This is a genomic window from Dyadobacter subterraneus, from assembly GCF_015221875.1.
In the GTDB taxonomy this organism is placed as follows: Bacteria; Bacteroidota; Bacteroidia; order Cytophagales; family Spirosomataceae; genus Dyadobacter; species Dyadobacter subterraneus.
This window is the reverse complement of sequence record NZ_JACYGY010000001.1, coordinates 4,955,184-4,970,835: the sequence shown is the minus strand read 5'-3', so window position 1 is coordinate 4,970,835 and position 15,652 is coordinate 4,955,184. Positions and strand designations below refer to the sequence as shown.

The following is a 15,652-nucleotide window of genomic DNA, read 5'->3' as shown; positions in this document are numbered from 1 at the left end:
GATTGTTAAGATTGTGCAGTTATGCTTTTCAATTCCGTCTATAAAATCAGCCAGATCATCGGTTGGAATCACCTTTTTGCAGATTGATTTGGGTTTGTCCTTCTGACGGTTAAACTTTTTAAATGAATCGGGCTCTAACCTTCCGAAACCTTTACTAGAAATCATGAAAACTATATTTGCTTCCGTATTATTGATACTTTGCATGGCACTGCCAGGCTTTGTTCATGCACAAACTGCTCAGATTACAGGAACAGTGCTCGACAGTACCAGCCGTTCGCCGGTTGTTGGGGCATATGTGGCTGTGAGTCGCAATGTACCGGATGCAAAGCCGGAATATGTTACTACGGATGTAAATGGGAAATTTCTTGTGACCGGACTTAACAAAGAATCCTATCGTGTAAAAATTTCTTACCTGAGCTACAAGGATGCTGAGAGAGTAATCACAATGTCGGATGACATTCAAAATGCAGGAACATTTTTGCTTTCCGAAGCAGTATCAAACCTGAAAGAAGTAAAGGTAGTGGGCCAGGTTGCGGCAGCGGAACAAAAAGGTGATACCACCCAATTCAACGCCGCTGCATATAAAACAAATCCAGACGCTACAACGGAAGATTTAATTCAGAAAATGCCTGGTATAACGGTCACAAACGGAACGGTCACAGCGCATGGTGAAACTGTAAATAAGGTTTTAGTTGATGGGAAACCATTTTTCGGTGATGATGCGGCACTGACTTTAAAATCACTACCGGCGGAAATTGTTGATAAAATTGAAGTTTTTGACAAATTAAGTGATCAGTCAGCATTTACCGGCTTTGATGATGGAACTGGCCAGAAAACCATCAATATCGTTACAAAAGCAAATCGCAGAGTTGGACAGTTTGGAAAAGTTTATGCCGGATATGGCACAGATGATCGCTACCAGGCAGGTGGAAATATGAGCTTTTTTAACAAAAACCAAAGAATTTCAGTCATTGGTCTTACCAATAACATTAACGTTCAAAACTTCTCAAACCAGGATTTACTTGGTGTTTCCGGCGGTGGCGGTGGCGGCGGTGGTGGAGGAAGAGGAGGGGCTGGTGGAGCTGGCGGTGCTTCGAGCAATTTTCTTGTGGGAAATCAGAGCGGATTAACGGGTACCAATTCATTTGGATTAAACTATTCCAACAAGTTTGGTAACAAAGTAGATGTAACGGGAAGTTATTTTTTCAACCGTACAAGCAATAACAACTTCCAGAATACCAACCAGGATTATTACGGTAAACAGCTTTATAAAGAATCAAACACGTCAGGTTCGACCAACATCAATCATCGTCTGAATTTCAGAGTTGAGTATACGATTGATAAAAAGAACATGTTGATTTTTACGCCCCGGTTAAGTTTTCAGAACAACCAGTCGGGAATTGTAAAAGATGGATTTACCACACTGGGTGATGGTACTGCGGTCAACAGTACGGCAACGGACCAATCAAATAAAAATCATGGATACAATTTCACAAATGATCTATTGTTCCGTCACGCATTTGATAAAAAAGGCAGAACACTTTCGTTTAATTTGAATACACAGATAAACGATAAAAGCGGAAACGGACAATTGTATTCTAAAAACCAGTACTTTACCAATTTGGAAATGCCTGGTGATACGATTGATCAGAAGAATTATACCTCTTCAAATGCATTGAGTTTGGGTGGAAATTTAGTTTATACCGAACCAATCAGCAGCACTGGTCAATTGCAGTTTAATTATGGTCTCACAGTAAGTAACAGCAATTCAGACAAAGAAACTTATAATAATGTTTTGCCTGATGGAAGTTCTTACACCCAGCTTGACTCGTTGTTATCAAACAGTTTTGATAACCGCTACACAACGAACCGTGCGGGAATTGGCTATCGGTACAGAAAAAATAACTGGTCTGGAAACGTAGGTGTTGATTTTCAAAATACCGGATTATATAGCAAACAATTGTCGCCGATTAATGAAAAAGTGGATCACACTTTTACCAATTTTCTGCCCAATTTAATGCTTACTTACCGGTCAAAATCGGGAACTCAATTCCGTACATTTTTCCGTAGTTCAACAAATCAGCCATCCATTTCCCAATTGCAAAATGTGGTAGACAATAGCAATCCGCTTTCTTTAACGGCTGGTAATCCGAATTTGAAACAGGAATATCGTAATACTTTAAATATGCGCTATTCGATTGCGGGAGCAAATCATCCATATAATTTGAACGCAATGATTTTTGTAACACAAACAAATAATGCGATTGTAAATTCAACCTTTATTGCCCAGCAGCCTACTACTTTACCAAGTGGGATTGTTTTGGAGCAAGGAGCGAAACTGACTGCACCTATTAACATGGACGGAAGCTGGAACGCCAGAACATTAATCGCTTACGGAAAACCGATTTCTAAAATTAAACTGAATGTAAATCTTACTTCCGGATTCAATTACGTACGTGCTCCGGGTATGATCAACAATATTTCCAATTTCTCAAATACCTATGCATATAGTCAGGGATTAGTTTTGAGTAGTAACATTAGTGAGAAACTGGATTTCACAGCTTCGTATTCAGGTAACTATAACGTGGTTCGTAATTCAATTCAGCCAACGCTTAACAATAACTATTTCACTTCAAGTATTACCGGTCGCGTTAACTGGATTTTTGGAAAAGGATTTCTTTTACAAAGCGATATTAATAATCAGTCGTACCGAGGTTTGGGTGCCGGATATAACCAGAACTTTACTTTATGGAATGCCAGTTTTGGTAAGAAATTCCTGAAAAATAATGCAGGAGAATTAAAACTGACTGTATTTGATATTTTGAAACAAAACAACAGCATTACCCGTAACGTTACAGAAACTTATGTGCAAGACGTTACAAGCAGAGTATTAACTCAATATGCGATGCTTACTTTCACATATACGTTGAGAAATTTTGGTAAGATGCCAACCAACAATAATTCTGAAAGACGTCGTGATTTTGATGGAATGGGTGGTGGATTTCCTGGTGGAGGAAGACCAGGTGGAGGCCCGGGAAGTTTCTAAAATGCTCGGCCTACGCGGCTCGCCCCGATTTGCAATCGGGGCGGCTATGGTTTAGCGTTTGTAACGCGAATCAAACAAATTATTTTCGCTTTACAAACGCTTCATCTTACGATTTATCTCTTGGTAGGAAAAGGAATCACAAGTTCTTCACCGCGGCTGGCAATATCTTTCGTTTTTCCGTTAGCCTTCATAATAGCTTCCTTACTTACATCATATTTTCCTGAAACAACTTTCAAAATATCCCCAGGTCCAACGGTATGAACCGCTTTTACACGAATTTTGATTTTATCCCCGGACTTTAATTCTGTTATAGACGGATTTAAAGATTTCAAAGTTTCCGTTGTCAGATTATAGCGACTTGCGATAGAAGAGAAAGTCTCACCACCTTTCACAGTACGGCTTATTTCCCGTCCGCCAATTCGTGAAGCGACAACCTTGGCATCCTCCGTTTTCTTTGGTTCTTCTTTTTTCTCTTTTTCTTTTTCCGGCGTTTTCTCTTTTTCCTTTTCCGTAGTTTTTGGTTTTTCTTTGATTACCGGATCTTCGGACTCAGCTTCTTCCGCAACTGGTTCTTCGGTAACTATTTTATCCTCAGTGGTATCCCTGATTGTTGAAGTCAGTTCTTCCGAATTTGTAGAATCATCAGAAACATATTCATAGCCTACATAAAGCATTGCCAAAACCAACAATACCAACACAAACAAGGTAATAATCGGTAGGTTGGATTTTTCAGCAGGGCGTATGTTTCGTTTTTTGGGGCTTTCGTCTTCCATATTTTAGTGATGATTCGATTACTGGTGACTTTACTTGATACGAAAATAATAAACCAACGTTACTTTGCAATTTCATTTTTTAATTCCTTATTCATCGTCGCCACTTTGTCTTTTAATCCTTCTTTGAAGATATCCAGTCTGTTAGCAACCTCAACATCACTTGCTCCGATAATTTGTGCCGCAAGAATTCCTGCATTTCTGGCACCATTCAAAGCAACCGTAGCAACCGGAACCCCCGATGGCATTTGTAAAATTGACAAAACAGAATCCCAGCCATCAATAGAATTACTCGACAAAACCGGTACTCCGATAACAGGCAAAGAAGTCAAAGACGCCACCATTCCCGGTAAATGTGCTGCTCCGCCTGCCCCTGCAATAATTACCTGTAATCCACGCTTGCGAGCACTGGACGCATATTCCAGCATTCTTTCCGGTGTGCGGTGCGCAGATACAATTTCCATTTCAAACGATATTCCAAGCTCGTTTAGTGCGTCCGCTGCTTCCTGCATTACCTTGCGGTCAGACAGGCTTCCCATGATTATTCCTACCATTTAATACTATGTTTTATCAATACCAAATTTCAAAAATGGTAATCGTTATTTTTCAGATTTTGAACCGCTTATTACTCTGATATTCTTTTTCACAAAATCAACCTTTGCTTTCAATGAAGCCAGATCGTGATCCATTATCGTGATATGGCCCATTTTCCGGAAAGGTTTTGTGATTGCTTTCCAATATAAAAAAGGAAAAACCTGGTCCGTAGCCAGAAGTTTTTCCATTCCTTCATATACTGCTGGTCCTTCAAAACCATCTTCACCTAATAAATTCACCATCGCAGAAGGCGCATAAATTTCTGTACTTCCCAAGGGCAAATCCAGAATTGCCCGCCAATGCTGCTCGTATTGTGACGTTGCGTTCGCTCTTATGGTATGATGACCGCTATTATGCGGACGAGGAGCTACTTCATTAATCAGTACTTCTCCATCGCCAGTCAGAAATAATTCAACCGCCAGTAAACCCACAATCCCAAAAGATTCAGCCGTTTTTGTAGCAATTTCCTGTGCTTTCTGATCAGTTCCTTTACTGATTTCAGCAGGTGCAAAAAGATATTCAACCAGATTTAATTCTGGATGAAAAACCATTTCAACCGTTGGGAAACATTTGATTTCTCCGGATGGATTTCTGGCAACGATAACAGCTAGTTCCTTTTCAAAAGGAACTGCCTTTTCCAATAATCCCGGTTGGTCAAAAGCTTTTTCAATATCAGCTTCGGATGTAACACGCTGCACGCCGCGACCATCATATCCGTCGCGTCCAAGTTTATGAAAAGCAGGAAGAAAATCTACAAAATTTCTTACGTCCTCACGGTTTTCGGTTAAGACGAACTCTGCTGTTGGAAGACCTTTTTCAAGGTAAAATTGTTTCTGGATTCTTTTATCCTGGATCTTTCTGATTACCGAAGGCTGTGGATAGATTTTCTTTCCTTCTTTTTCCAAAGCTTCCAGCGCTTCAACATTTACCTTTTCAATTTCAATGGTGATCACGTCAAGACCCTTACCAAACTGGTAAACAGTATCATAATCCTGTAAAGAACCTTGGGTGAATTTTGGAGCAATTTTGCGGCAGGGCGCTTCTGCATCAGGATCTAAAATGTGAATATCAAGGTTCCAGTCTATGGCGGCCTGCAAAAGCATAAGTCCTAATTGACCACCGCCAAGAATACCTATTCGGGATGAAAGCATTTAGTAGTTCGATTGTATTTGTGCAAAATTGGTGGAAAAACTGCGAACTTAAAACTGTTTCCACCAATAATCGCGATTGGATTAGCTACATAGCTTATATTAAATCATTTCATAAACCTGATTAAGCCGATTTCGACTAACAAAAAGAAAAGCGCGGCGTATAAAAAGTATTTCCAAAGACTCGTTCCAAAGTTCTGCTGCTGAAATTCTTTGGCAAATGCATCATCATCGATTTTGTCAAAAACCTGAATATTTGTTTGCCCGGAAAAGATATTCCTCAGCTCGGCTGGTGAATAATAATCCAGTTTCGATTCAGCATTACTATGATTTAAAGCAATGAGCTGCTCAACTTTATTATCCTTTATCAATTCAAAATATCCGGCATCCAATCCATTACCAAGTTGGTCACCCTGCGGAATTTCAAATAATAGCTGGTTGCCGACGATTTTTTGGGAAGGAATCAATTCTGTTTTATTTCTTCTCAATTTGTAAACCGTATTCTGGCTTTCATTCGTAACGGTTAGTGCAATCGGATTTTCATCAAATGTAAAAGCTGTGCGCTGTGCTCTTACACTTAGCGCTGCCATTTTGTACATGATCGGAACAAAAATCGCATGTTGCGCCATCGATCCGAATTCCGGATTTAAAGGTGCTGAAAACAAATATATTTTTCCTTTTCCACCCGAAATCTGGTTAAGATAAGGTTGGCCACTTCGTAAAGATAAAAGTGATTGTCCGGCGTTGGTCCAGTTCCATGTCGGCGATGCAGAGGGCAGATTTAAATTTATTTCCTGCCGGATCGATTCTTCAAAAACATCACTGAAAAATGGGTTATTACGATCTGGCGCGGCTATGGCTATTAAATCACGGGATGTACTTTTTTCAGAAGTCAAGCCATTAATACCAAAACTTTGCAGCAGTGAAGTATAACTTGTGGCATTCGGTTGGGAAGGTGGAATAACGGTCAGACTTCCACCTTTTCGAACAAAATCCTGAATTTCCTGCGCCAAAGTACCAGCTGGTTGTTCAACGCCTTCCAATACGACCATATCAGAATTTTTAATCAGACCCGGATCAACATTTTGGGATGAATAACTTTGTAATGCAAACAAACTGTCGTTGGCATATACATTGTCAATATAATTGCCATCCTGCTTTTGTCCGTATATATGAAGTATGCGAATGAGCGGCGAGGCGTTTAAAACAAAATAATAATCATTGTCGAAAGTGACTGGAAAATCGTCGAACGTGATTCTTCCTTTTTTGTAGCCTTTTCCTTTCAGGTTAAAATTAAATTTAGCAATCGCACTTCCGTTTGCGGGAACATCCACCGACGCCGTAGAAGACTGCGTATTATCCAGACTTAATTTCAAAACAATTTTTTTAGCCGCTTCGCTACCAGAATTACTCACTTTTACAAAAAGGATATTGTTCTGCAATTCACGGATAAATGGCGTGTTCAGCCACACAGAATCTACAAAAACATTTTTCTCGGCAACGGCCTGAACAGGTACCAGAAAAAGCCGGTTAATGGTGTCTGTTTTTAATTTTGACAAATCCCCGGAAGTACTTTTCTGGAAATCGGAAAACCAGAAAAATTGGTTTTTTCCTGCACTTTGATGTTTTGTTACAAGATTTTCCTGACGCTTGTAAACCTGTTCCAAAGTACGAGGCGTATGAGAAAGTCCGATTGTTGTAAACCGGTCACGGATTTTATCAGCCGGATAAAGTCCCTGTTCCTGAGAAGAAAAATCGTTTGTAACGAGTTGTAATGATGATGCATTTTTAAATAATCCCAGCAGATCATTCAGTTTTGTCGTCGCAATATCAAGATAGCGTTTATTATTTGATTCATTTTGCATGCTGAATGAATTGTCCAGATACAAACTGGTAATCCCTTTTCTATCAACCGAAGCGTCATTTTTACCCGGAAAAAACGGCTGTGCGAATGCAAATACCAAACAAATAATCGCCAGTGTACGCGCTGCCAAAATAAGCCAGTGTTTTATTTTCCGGATCGAACGCGTTTGTGTTTCCACCGCTTTTAAGAAAGCGACATTGGTAAAATAAACACGTTTGGTACGACGGAAATTGAATATATGAATGGCTATCGGAACCGATATGGCCAGTAAACCCCACAAGAATGACGGAAAAAGAAAACTCATTTATGATTGAATGTTTATTTAGCAGTCGGCTTTCGGCAATCGGCTGTCAGATTTTGGGCTCTTAGGAATTCGATATCTTAAAGAACGTAAATTTTTCAAATATCGGATGAGAAACTTTTGCTTTTTATTACTTCTTGCCACAGCCAAAAGCTAATTGCTAAGACCTAAAAGCTCTTCAAGCTATTTATTTCGTCCGCTTTCTGATAAGTCGACTGCTTTTTTCTAACTTTGTAATTCATTTAGTGGTTGCCAAATCGTCACGGCGTTCGGCAATCTTTTGTAAATAAAGAAATTGATTAATTTTTAAAGGAATTATGGCCAAAGTATCGGTGAACAAACACCAGCCTGTTTATCAAATGCCAACGAATCCGGCAGCGGTTCGCACAAAAAGGTATGCGTTGCCAACGAAGAAATACATTACGATTGCCATGAAGCATTTTTTTAAGTCGCAGATTAAATGGGTGTTACTACCTGTTGCTTTGCTTCTTATCAATGCGGTTGTAAGTCTTACAGGCCTTTATCCTAACTACTGGATCTATGTTGTAATCTTTGTTGCTGTTATTCTTTACATCTTGTTCTGGGTTGTCCAGTTTACGGGAATTACGCAGCTTGCCCAATACAAACCGATGTTTGAGAAGTTTTCATATGAAATTGACAACCGTCAGATTTTGATGAAAATGAATGCAAAAGAAGGCAGCATTATGAAATGGGAACAAATTCAGGACGTATATAAAGATGAAGAATCTTACATATTAATCATTTCAAGAGGCCAGTTTGTACAGCTTCCGTTCTCAATTTTCACTTCGGAACATGATATCAAGGTTTTTGAAAGAATATTGAAACAAAAAGAATTTCTGAAAGAGAAATAGTATTTTGTTTGAAATAATTATGAAAAGCGGAAATTGGGTAATACCTGATTTCCGCTTTTTTTGTTTCGTTGTGGATTTGATTTTTAGAAGGAAACATCGAAATTAGTTATGTCACCCCATTGGAGTTATGTATTATTTTGACATTTTGTTCCTATAATAATGTCATCCCTTTGGGATTGGCTTCATGAATTCAAAATTTTATTTCATTATGATTTATGTATTAGATCTTTCTGCGACATGATAATTTAATGTCATATAAAATCTAAGCAACAATCCCGAAGGGATGATATTATTATAGAAGGATGGAAATAAACGAGGCCTAAACCCAGAATGGGTGACATAATCCCATCAGATAATCATCTTAAATGAATTAATCTGAATTTTTGACTGGCCTGTTTTTGATGAAAATAGTATAGTCCAATTACGAAATTGCAAACATTTGTATATCAATATTTTAAACTGTTATTTTTATTTCAATCTTAACATCAAACGCAAAAATTCTGGCCTGTTAACAATATCAAAAACAAACGTTTTCCCCATTCATGAACCAAAGAAGCTTCAAAATCGTAAAACCAGTATGAAAAAAGCCTATTTTTACGGCTTCTTGTTACAACAGATCTTAATTTATGTCAAATAACCTCTTCGATTTTGGAATGATTGGGTTGGGAGTAATGGGCAGAAACCTATTGCTTAACACAGCTGATCACGGTTTTTCTGTTATTGGTTTTGATAAAGACGAAACCAAAACTGCTGCTTTGGAAGCGGCGGCGACAGATGGTACTACCGTAAAAGGGGTTCCAGATCTTGCACATATGGTGCAGCAATTACAAAGTCCGCGTAAGCTTATGATGCTTGTGCCAGCCGGAAAACCGGTTGACGATGTGATAGAATCTTTGTTGCCTTTGGTTGAAAAAGGTGATGTAATCATTGATGGTGGAAATTCCCATTATACAGATACTTTGCGCCGGGTTAAATATCTGCGTGAAAAAGGCATTCATTTTATGGGTGTAGGTGTTTCTGGTGGCGAGCAGGGTGCGCGTACGGGACCAAGTATTATGCCAGGCGGTGACGTTGAGGCCTATGGTCATGTAAAACCTTTGCTTGAAGCGATTTCTGCCAAAGTAAATGGTGAACCTTGTGTTGCATATCTTGGAAAAGAAGGTGCCGGACATTATGTGAAAATGGTTCATAATGGAATTGAATACGCCATTATGCAATTAATCAGTGAGGCTTATACATTACTGAAACATGCAGGACTCAGCAACGATGAACTTCACGAAACATTCAAAAGATGGAATGAAGGTGCGTTGCAATCATTTCTGGTAGAAATTACAGCTGATATTTTCCTTCAAAACGACGATAAAACAAGTGCGCGTTTGCTGGATGTAATTTCCGATAAAGCAGGTTCGAAAGGAACCGGGAAATGGACTTCACAGGATTCTATGGAATTGCCAGTTGCCGTTCCTGTAATTGATACTGCCGTTGCAATGCGTACGATTTCGGGTTATAAAGATGAAAGAGTAAAAGCTTCTGCATTGTATAATGAATCAGGTGCGTCACTTACTGTTTCTACTGAGGAATGGATAAAGCAGGTTCATGACGCACTATATTTTGCTACGATATTAAGTTATGCGCAAGGTTTGGCTATGCTTTATCAGGCATCCAAAGAACTTGCCATGGATATTCCTTTGCCGGAAGTTGTAAGTGTTTGGCGCGGTGGTTGTATCATCCGTTCAACCTTGTTGGAAACTTTTACACAGGCGTACAAACAATCACCAGACCTTTCGAATATTTTACTGGATTCCGGAGTTGCCTCTCTTGTAAAATCTGCTGAAAGTAACACACGTGCAATTGTTGCGCAGGCAGCACTGAGTGGGATTCCGGCTGCGGCATTTATGTCGTCGCTTGCTTATTTTGATGCTTACCGCACCGAAAGAATGGCGACAAATCTAATACAGGCACAACGTGATTATTTTGGCGCACACACATATCAGCGCACTGATGTTTCAGGCTCGTTCCACACGGAATGGAATCATTAAAAAGTAACTTTTATGAAAACAAGTAAGAGACCGCCCGCTTCTATATTATTTATTTTTGGAGGCAGCGGTGATTTAAATTATAGAAAATTAACACCAGCACTTTATAATCTTTTCCTTGACGAATGGATGCCCGAAAAATTTGCAATTGCAGGTATCGGGAGAAGTGCTTATAGTAATGAAGAATATCACGGTCATTTGCTTGATGGAATTACAAAGTTTTCCAGAAGAAAAGATGAGCAAAATGAACATTGGGGAGATTTTAGTCAGCACGTTTCCTATCTTCAAATGGATGGAGATGACGCAGCTGCCTATCATAAAATTACGGATCTGGTAAAGGAAAAAGAAGCAGAATGGGGCCAGCACCCGAATGTGATTTTTTATCTGGCCGTTGCTCCGCAGCTTGTACCTTCTATTGCAACAAAACTTGGTGCACTTAATTTGTGCAGTGACGTTCATTGTACCCGAATCGTGGTTGAAAAACCTTTCGGGCACGATCTGAAAAGTGCACATGAATTGAATGCGTTGCTTTCCGGTATGTTCAAGGAAGAACAGATTTTCAGAATTGACCATTATTTGGGAAAAGAAACGGTACAAAATATCCTGGCTTTGCGTTTTGCAAATGCTTTGTTTGAACCGCTTTGGAACCGTAATTATATTGACCATATTCAAATTACGGCCGCTGAAAGTGTTGGTTTGGAAGGTCGTGGTGGCTATTTTGAAAATTCTGGTGCTTTGCGTGATATGGTGCAAAACCACATTTTGCAAATACTTTGTATGGTGGCAATGGAAGCTCCGGTTTCTTTTGATGCCAATGAAATCAGAAATAAAAAGGTAGATGTGCTTCATGCAATCCGCCGTATTGCGCCGGATAAAGTACATGAACATGCGGTACGCGGTCAATATTCAAGCGGTACGAAAAAAGGTGAAAACGTTGTTGGATACCGTGAGGAAAAAGGCGTTAATCCTGAATCTGCGATTGATACTTTTGCCGCGGCGAAATTCTACATCGACAACTGGCGCTGGCAGGGCGTTCCGATATATGTCCGCACCGGAAAATATCTGAATCAGAAAGCTACGCATATTACGTTGCAGTTTAAATCGCCACCGCATAATGCATTCCCGTCAGAAGCGGAGGATGTTTGGCATTCCAATAAACTTACGATCAGCATTCAGCCTGAAATGGATATCAGCCTAAGTTTTCAGGTAAAACGTCCAGGCCAGACGATGACGCTTGATCCGGTAAATATGACTTTCAGTTATGATGATGCCTCAAAAGATCATGCGCCGGAAGCTTACGAAACTTTGCTTTTGGATGTGATGGAAGGTGATGCAACGTTATTTATGCGTGGCGATCAGGTGGAAGCGGCCTGGAAAGTAATTATGCCGATTCTGGAAAACTGGGAAAGTAATAAACCGACTGATTTTCCAAATTATGCACCGGAATCATGGGGACCGGATGCGGCCGATCAGTTGATTGCCCGTGAAGGACATGCGTGGATTAATACACCATCAGCTTAAACATAAAACTATGGGACAACTTCATATTGCAAAGGATTCCGTACAGCTAAGCACAGATCTTGCTGAATGGATCAGTAATTACATCAAAGAAGTATCGACAAAAAAGGATCGTTTTACTTTTGTCCTTTCCGGAGGCAGTACGCCAAAGTTGCTTTATACTTTGCTGTCTGCCAAACCTTACAATGAAAGCATTCCTTGGGAAAAGATACATTTTTTCTGGGGTGATGAAAGAGCAGTTCCCTTTGAAGATTCTCGTAATAATGCTAAAATGGCATATGACGAACTTTTGGATAAAGTAGGTGTGAAAGCTGAAAATATCCATGTCATGCGCACTGATATCGGTGCAGAAGAATCTGCTGCTGAATATGAAAAAATATTGAAACAGTATTTTGAGGGTGAGGAAACTACTTTCGATTTTGTATTATTAGGCATGGGAGATGACGGGCATACGTTGTCGTTATTCCCCGGAACTTCGGTGATTCATGAAAAAGATGCATGGGTAACTTCTTTCTTTTTGCCAGCTCAGGATATGTACCGCATCACGCTCACAGCTCCTGTTGTCAATCATTCGGCTGCGGTTGTATTTTTGGCTGTTGGTAATGGCAAAGCGGAAACTTTGAAGCACGTGCTGGAAGGAGATTTCAAACCGGATACTTATCCATCACAGGTTATCAAACCAACAAATGGTGAACTTCACTGGTTTATCGACGAAGCTGCGGCGGCTGATTTGAAAGCATAATTGTCGCAACAGAAATAAAAAGGGAAGGGCGCTTTACAAAGCTTCTTTCCCTTTTTTCGTTTTAAAATAATTGAAAAACCGAAATTGTTAATCCCTAAATTTAATAGGCGCATTCCCGAATTCCTATTACATTTGACCCATTACTCAATCCCGCAAAAAAGCCTTGAAAACTGTATTAATTATTGATGACGAAGAAAAACTTCGTGCACTTTTGGCAAGAATCCTGAAATCCGAAGGCTTTGATGTGCTTGAAGCCGGTGATTGCAAATCTGGTTTGAAAAGTGTTGAAATTAATGATATTGATGTTGTTTTATGTGATGTAAAATTGCCGGATGGTAGCGGCGTGGATATGGTTTCCAAAATCAAACAGAAAAAATCTCAGGTTGAGGTTATTCTGCTGACTGCCTATGGAAACATCACGGATGGTGTGCAGGCCATGAAAAATGGCGCTTTCGATTATATTGTTAAAGGTGACGATAATGATAAAATCATTCCGCTGCTGCACCGTGCTATTGAAAAAGTACAATTACAAAAACGTGTTAAAGAACTGGAAAAAAGGGTTGAAGATAAATTTTCCTTTCAGTCCGTTATTGGTAAATCAAAGGCAATTCAGCAAGCCATTGAGCTGGCACAAAGAGTAGCACCCAATGATACAAATGTATTACTGACCGGGGAAACAGGAACAGGAAAGGAAGTTTTTGCACAGGGAATTCATCAGGCAAGTCAGCGTTCGGGGAAAAACTTTGTTGCCCTGAACTGTGGTGCCTTCGGGAAAGATATTCTGGAAAGTGAATTGTTCGGATATAAACAAGGCGCTTTTACCGGTGCGAATAAGGATAAAAAAGGGTTAATCGAAGAGGCCAACAATGGCACTTTATTTCTGGATGAGATTGGTGAAATGCCACTTGAATTGCAGGCTAAACTTCTTCGGGTTTTGGAAACAAATGAGTTTATAAAACTTGGGGATACCAAAACTACCAAATCGAATTTCAGGTTGATAGCCGCTACAAATCGTGATTTGAAAGTTGAAAGCGAAGAAAAACGTTTCCGGTCGGATCTGTATTTTAGATTAAATGTTTTTCAAATTCAACTCCCGCCGCTTCGGGAAAGAGTGAAGGATATTGAGCCTTTGCTACAATTTTTTGTCAACCAGTTTTCGGCAAAAATGAACAAGAAAACGCTGACTTACTCAGACGAATTTCTCAAAAAACTGGAAACATATAAATGGGTTGGAAATATCCGGGAACTGAAAAATGTGATTGAACGGGCGGTGATTTTAAGTGATGATCAGCTTGATATTGAAAGTCTTCCATTTGAAATCCAGCAATCGGAACCAGCAGCAAAAAATGGTCAGTTATCCGCTTTTTCAATGGAAAGCATTGAAAAACTGCACATCCAGAAAGTACTAAATTATGCCAAAGGAAATAAAGCAGAGACGGCCAGATTGCTGGAAATTGGTATCGCTACGCTTTATAGAAAATTGGAAGAGTACAATATTCATTGAAAATTTTTAGTTAGAATAAAAAAAACGGCCTCTAATTAGTGGCCGTTTTTAATTACAACTTGTTGCATTTTAATATTGACAAATTAGCATAGGTTAAATAATAAAGAAAATCGTGTTCATTTGTTAACTGATTTGATATCAGGATTTTCTCAATTCAATTACAGAATTATACCTAAGTTACTAACTGATTTCTTAATTTAAATAGAGCTGATTACGAATCAGAAATCAATTGAATTTCTAATGTGTAGCCATCTCTGACATTTCTTTATCAAAGAAGGTCTGTTGCAATTAAAACACTATTAAACCCAACTTAAAATGAGGTTAAAATTGGATTTCGGTTGATCTTCTATATAATTTTATTTAAATAATTATAACAATTAACAATCTAGTACTCAGAATTAAAATTGTTAGTGGCTTCATCCAAACCTTTGAAAAGTGAAATTTCATCAATTTCAAAACAGCTGGCTCTAAAATTTTCTCTTTTTCAAGCAGTAAGAATATCTGTTTAATTGAAACTAATTATCTATTTTTGTGTTAAGTCTATAACATTAGTAGATTATCTGTTCAATTTTAAACCGATTTAGTTATGTCACTTCGATTAGGAGATATTGCCCCGGATTTTGAGGCAAATACTACACAAGGACCAATAAAATTCCATGAATGGTTGGGAACGAGCTGGGGCTTATTATTTTCTCACCCAGCTGACTTTACGCCGGTTTGTACTACTGAACTTGGAAAAACTGCACTTTTGAACGGTGAGTTTGAAAAACGTAACGTTAAAGTTTTGGCAGTTAGCGTTGACGATATAGATTCTCATAATCGCTGGATTCCTGATATCAACGAAGTAAATGATACTGTTGTTAATTTCCCGATCATTGCCGACGAAGGCAGAAAAGTGGCAGAATTGTACGATATGATTCACCCGAATGCAAGTGAAAAAGCAACAGTTCGTTCGGTATTCATTATTGGCCCAGATAAAAAAATTAAACTTACATTAACTTACCCGGCTTCAACGGGACGTAATTTTAATGAGATTCTTCGTGTTATCGATTCACTTCAATTGACTGCTAACTATTCTGTTGCTACGCCGGCGGATTGGAAAGATGGTGAAGATGTGATCGTCGTTCCGGCTGTAAGTACGGAAGATGCAGAAAAGAAATTTACGAAAGGTTTGCGCATCGTAAAACCATATCTTCGCTATACACCTCAGCCTAACAAATAATTTTTTTGGGTTGATAAATAAAAAATCCTCAAATT

Annotated in this window: 11 protein-coding genes; 7 read left to right on the top strand and 4 right to left on the bottom strand. The window is 39.1% G+C overall.

Annotated elements, in window-relative coordinates; all coding sequences use genetic code 11:
• Positions 1-163: 163 nt before the first annotated feature.
• Complete coding sequence (locus tag IEE83_RS20785; protein WP_194122428.1) at positions 164-3,046, top strand: outer membrane beta-barrel protein; 2,883 nt, start codon at positions 164-166, stop codon at positions 3,044-3,046.
• A gap of 113 nt (positions 3,047-3,159) precedes the next feature.
• On the opposite strand, the gene IEE83_RS20780 is transcribed toward IEE83_RS20785, so the two are convergent.
• From IEE83_RS20780 to IEE83_RS20765, 4 genes are all read right to left on the bottom strand, one after another.
• Positions 3,160-3,819, bottom strand: a complete 660-nt coding sequence (locus IEE83_RS20780; RefSeq protein ID WP_194122427.1) for a LysM peptidoglycan-binding domain-containing protein — start codon at positions 3,817-3,819, stop codon at positions 3,160-3,162.
• Between the two features lie 59 nt (positions 3,820-3,878).
• Complete coding sequence (gene purE, locus IEE83_RS20775) at positions 3,879-4,370, bottom strand: 5-(carboxyamino)imidazole ribonucleotide mutase (protein WP_194122426.1); 492 nt, start codon at positions 4,368-4,370, stop codon at positions 3,879-3,881.
• 45 nt (positions 4,371-4,415) lie between these two features.
• Positions 4,416-5,561: a 5-(carboxyamino)imidazole ribonucleotide synthase gene (gene purK / locus IEE83_RS20770; protein ID WP_194122425.1), complete on the bottom strand. Its 1,146-nt coding sequence runs from the start codon at positions 5,559-5,561 to the stop codon at positions 4,416-4,418.
• Between the two features lie 104 nt (positions 5,562-5,665).
• Positions 5,666-7,726 carry a BatA domain-containing protein gene (locus IEE83_RS20765; protein WP_194122424.1) on the bottom strand — a complete coding sequence of 687 codons (2,061 nt, stop codon included), beginning with the start codon at positions 7,724-7,726 and terminating at the stop codon, positions 5,666-5,668.
• 314 nt (positions 7,727-8,040) lie between these two features.
• Here IEE83_RS20765 and IEE83_RS20760 point away from each other — a divergent pair, with 314 nt between their 5' ends.
• The 6 genes from IEE83_RS20760 to IEE83_RS20735 all read left to right on the top strand — a co-directional run bounded on the left by IEE83_RS20760 (position 8,041) and on the right by IEE83_RS20735 (position 15,617).
• Entirely contained in the window at positions 8,041-8,595 is a 555-nt protein-coding gene (locus IEE83_RS20760) for a YcxB family protein (protein ID WP_194122423.1), read from the top strand.
• Between the two features lie 626 nt (positions 8,596-9,221).
• Positions 9,222-10,634, top strand: coding sequence for an NADP-dependent phosphogluconate dehydrogenase (gnd, locus tag IEE83_RS20755; protein ID WP_194122422.1), 1,413 nt, complete (start codon positions 9,222-9,224; stop codon positions 10,632-10,634).
• A gap of 12 nt (positions 10,635-10,646) precedes the next feature.
• Complete coding sequence (zwf, locus tag IEE83_RS20750) at positions 10,647-12,152, top strand: glucose-6-phosphate dehydrogenase (RefSeq protein ID WP_194122421.1); 1,506 nt, start codon at positions 10,647-10,649, stop codon at positions 12,150-12,152.
• Positions 12,153-12,162: 10 nt separating this feature from the next.
• A complete protein-coding gene (gene pgl / locus IEE83_RS20745) occupies positions 12,163-12,891 on the top strand; it encodes a 6-phosphogluconolactonase (RefSeq protein ID WP_194122420.1) in 729 nt (242 codons plus the stop codon).
• 163 nt (positions 12,892-13,054) lie between these two features.
• A complete protein-coding gene (locus tag IEE83_RS20740; RefSeq protein ID WP_194122419.1) occupies positions 13,055-14,395 on the top strand; it encodes a sigma-54-dependent transcriptional regulator in 1,341 nt (446 codons plus the stop codon).
• Positions 14,396-14,981: 586 nt separating this feature from the next.
• On the top strand, positions 14,982-15,617 hold the full coding sequence (locus IEE83_RS20735) for a peroxiredoxin (RefSeq protein ID WP_194122418.1): 636 nt from the start codon (positions 14,982-14,984) through the stop codon (positions 15,615-15,617).
• Positions 15,618-15,652: the final 35 nt, after the last annotated feature.

Excerpts from the sequence above, each read along its gene's own strand:
- IEE83_RS20785 (WP_194122428.1), top strand. The coding sequence starts at position 164 with ATGAAAACTATATTTGCTTCCGTATTATTGATACTTTGCATGGCACTG.
- IEE83_RS20780 (WP_194122427.1), bottom strand. The coding sequence starts at position 3,819 with ATGGAAGACGAAAGCCCCAAAAAACGAAACATACGCCCTGCTGAAAAA.
- purE (WP_194122426.1), bottom strand. The coding sequence starts at position 4,370 with ATGGTAGGAATAATCATGGGAAGCCTGTCTGACCGCAAGGTAATGCAG.
- purK (WP_194122425.1), bottom strand. The coding sequence starts at position 5,561 with ATGCTTTCATCCCGAATAGGTATTCTTGGCGGTGGTCAATTAGGACTT.
- IEE83_RS20765 (WP_194122424.1), bottom strand. The coding sequence starts at position 7,726 with ATGAGTTTTCTTTTTCCGTCATTCTTGTGGGGTTTACTGGCCATATCG.
- IEE83_RS20760 (WP_194122423.1), top strand. The coding sequence starts at position 8,041 with ATGGCCAAAGTATCGGTGAACAAACACCAGCCTGTTTATCAAATGCCA.
- gnd (WP_194122422.1), top strand. The coding sequence starts at position 9,222 with ATGTCAAATAACCTCTTCGATTTTGGAATGATTGGGTTGGGAGTAATG.
- zwf (WP_194122421.1), top strand. The coding sequence starts at position 10,647 with ATGAAAACAAGTAAGAGACCGCCCGCTTCTATATTATTTATTTTTGGA.
- pgl (WP_194122420.1), top strand. The coding sequence starts at position 12,163 with ATGGGACAACTTCATATTGCAAAGGATTCCGTACAGCTAAGCACAGAT.
- IEE83_RS20735 (WP_194122418.1), top strand. The coding sequence starts at position 14,982 with ATGTCACTTCGATTAGGAGATATTGCCCCGGATTTTGAGGCAAATACT.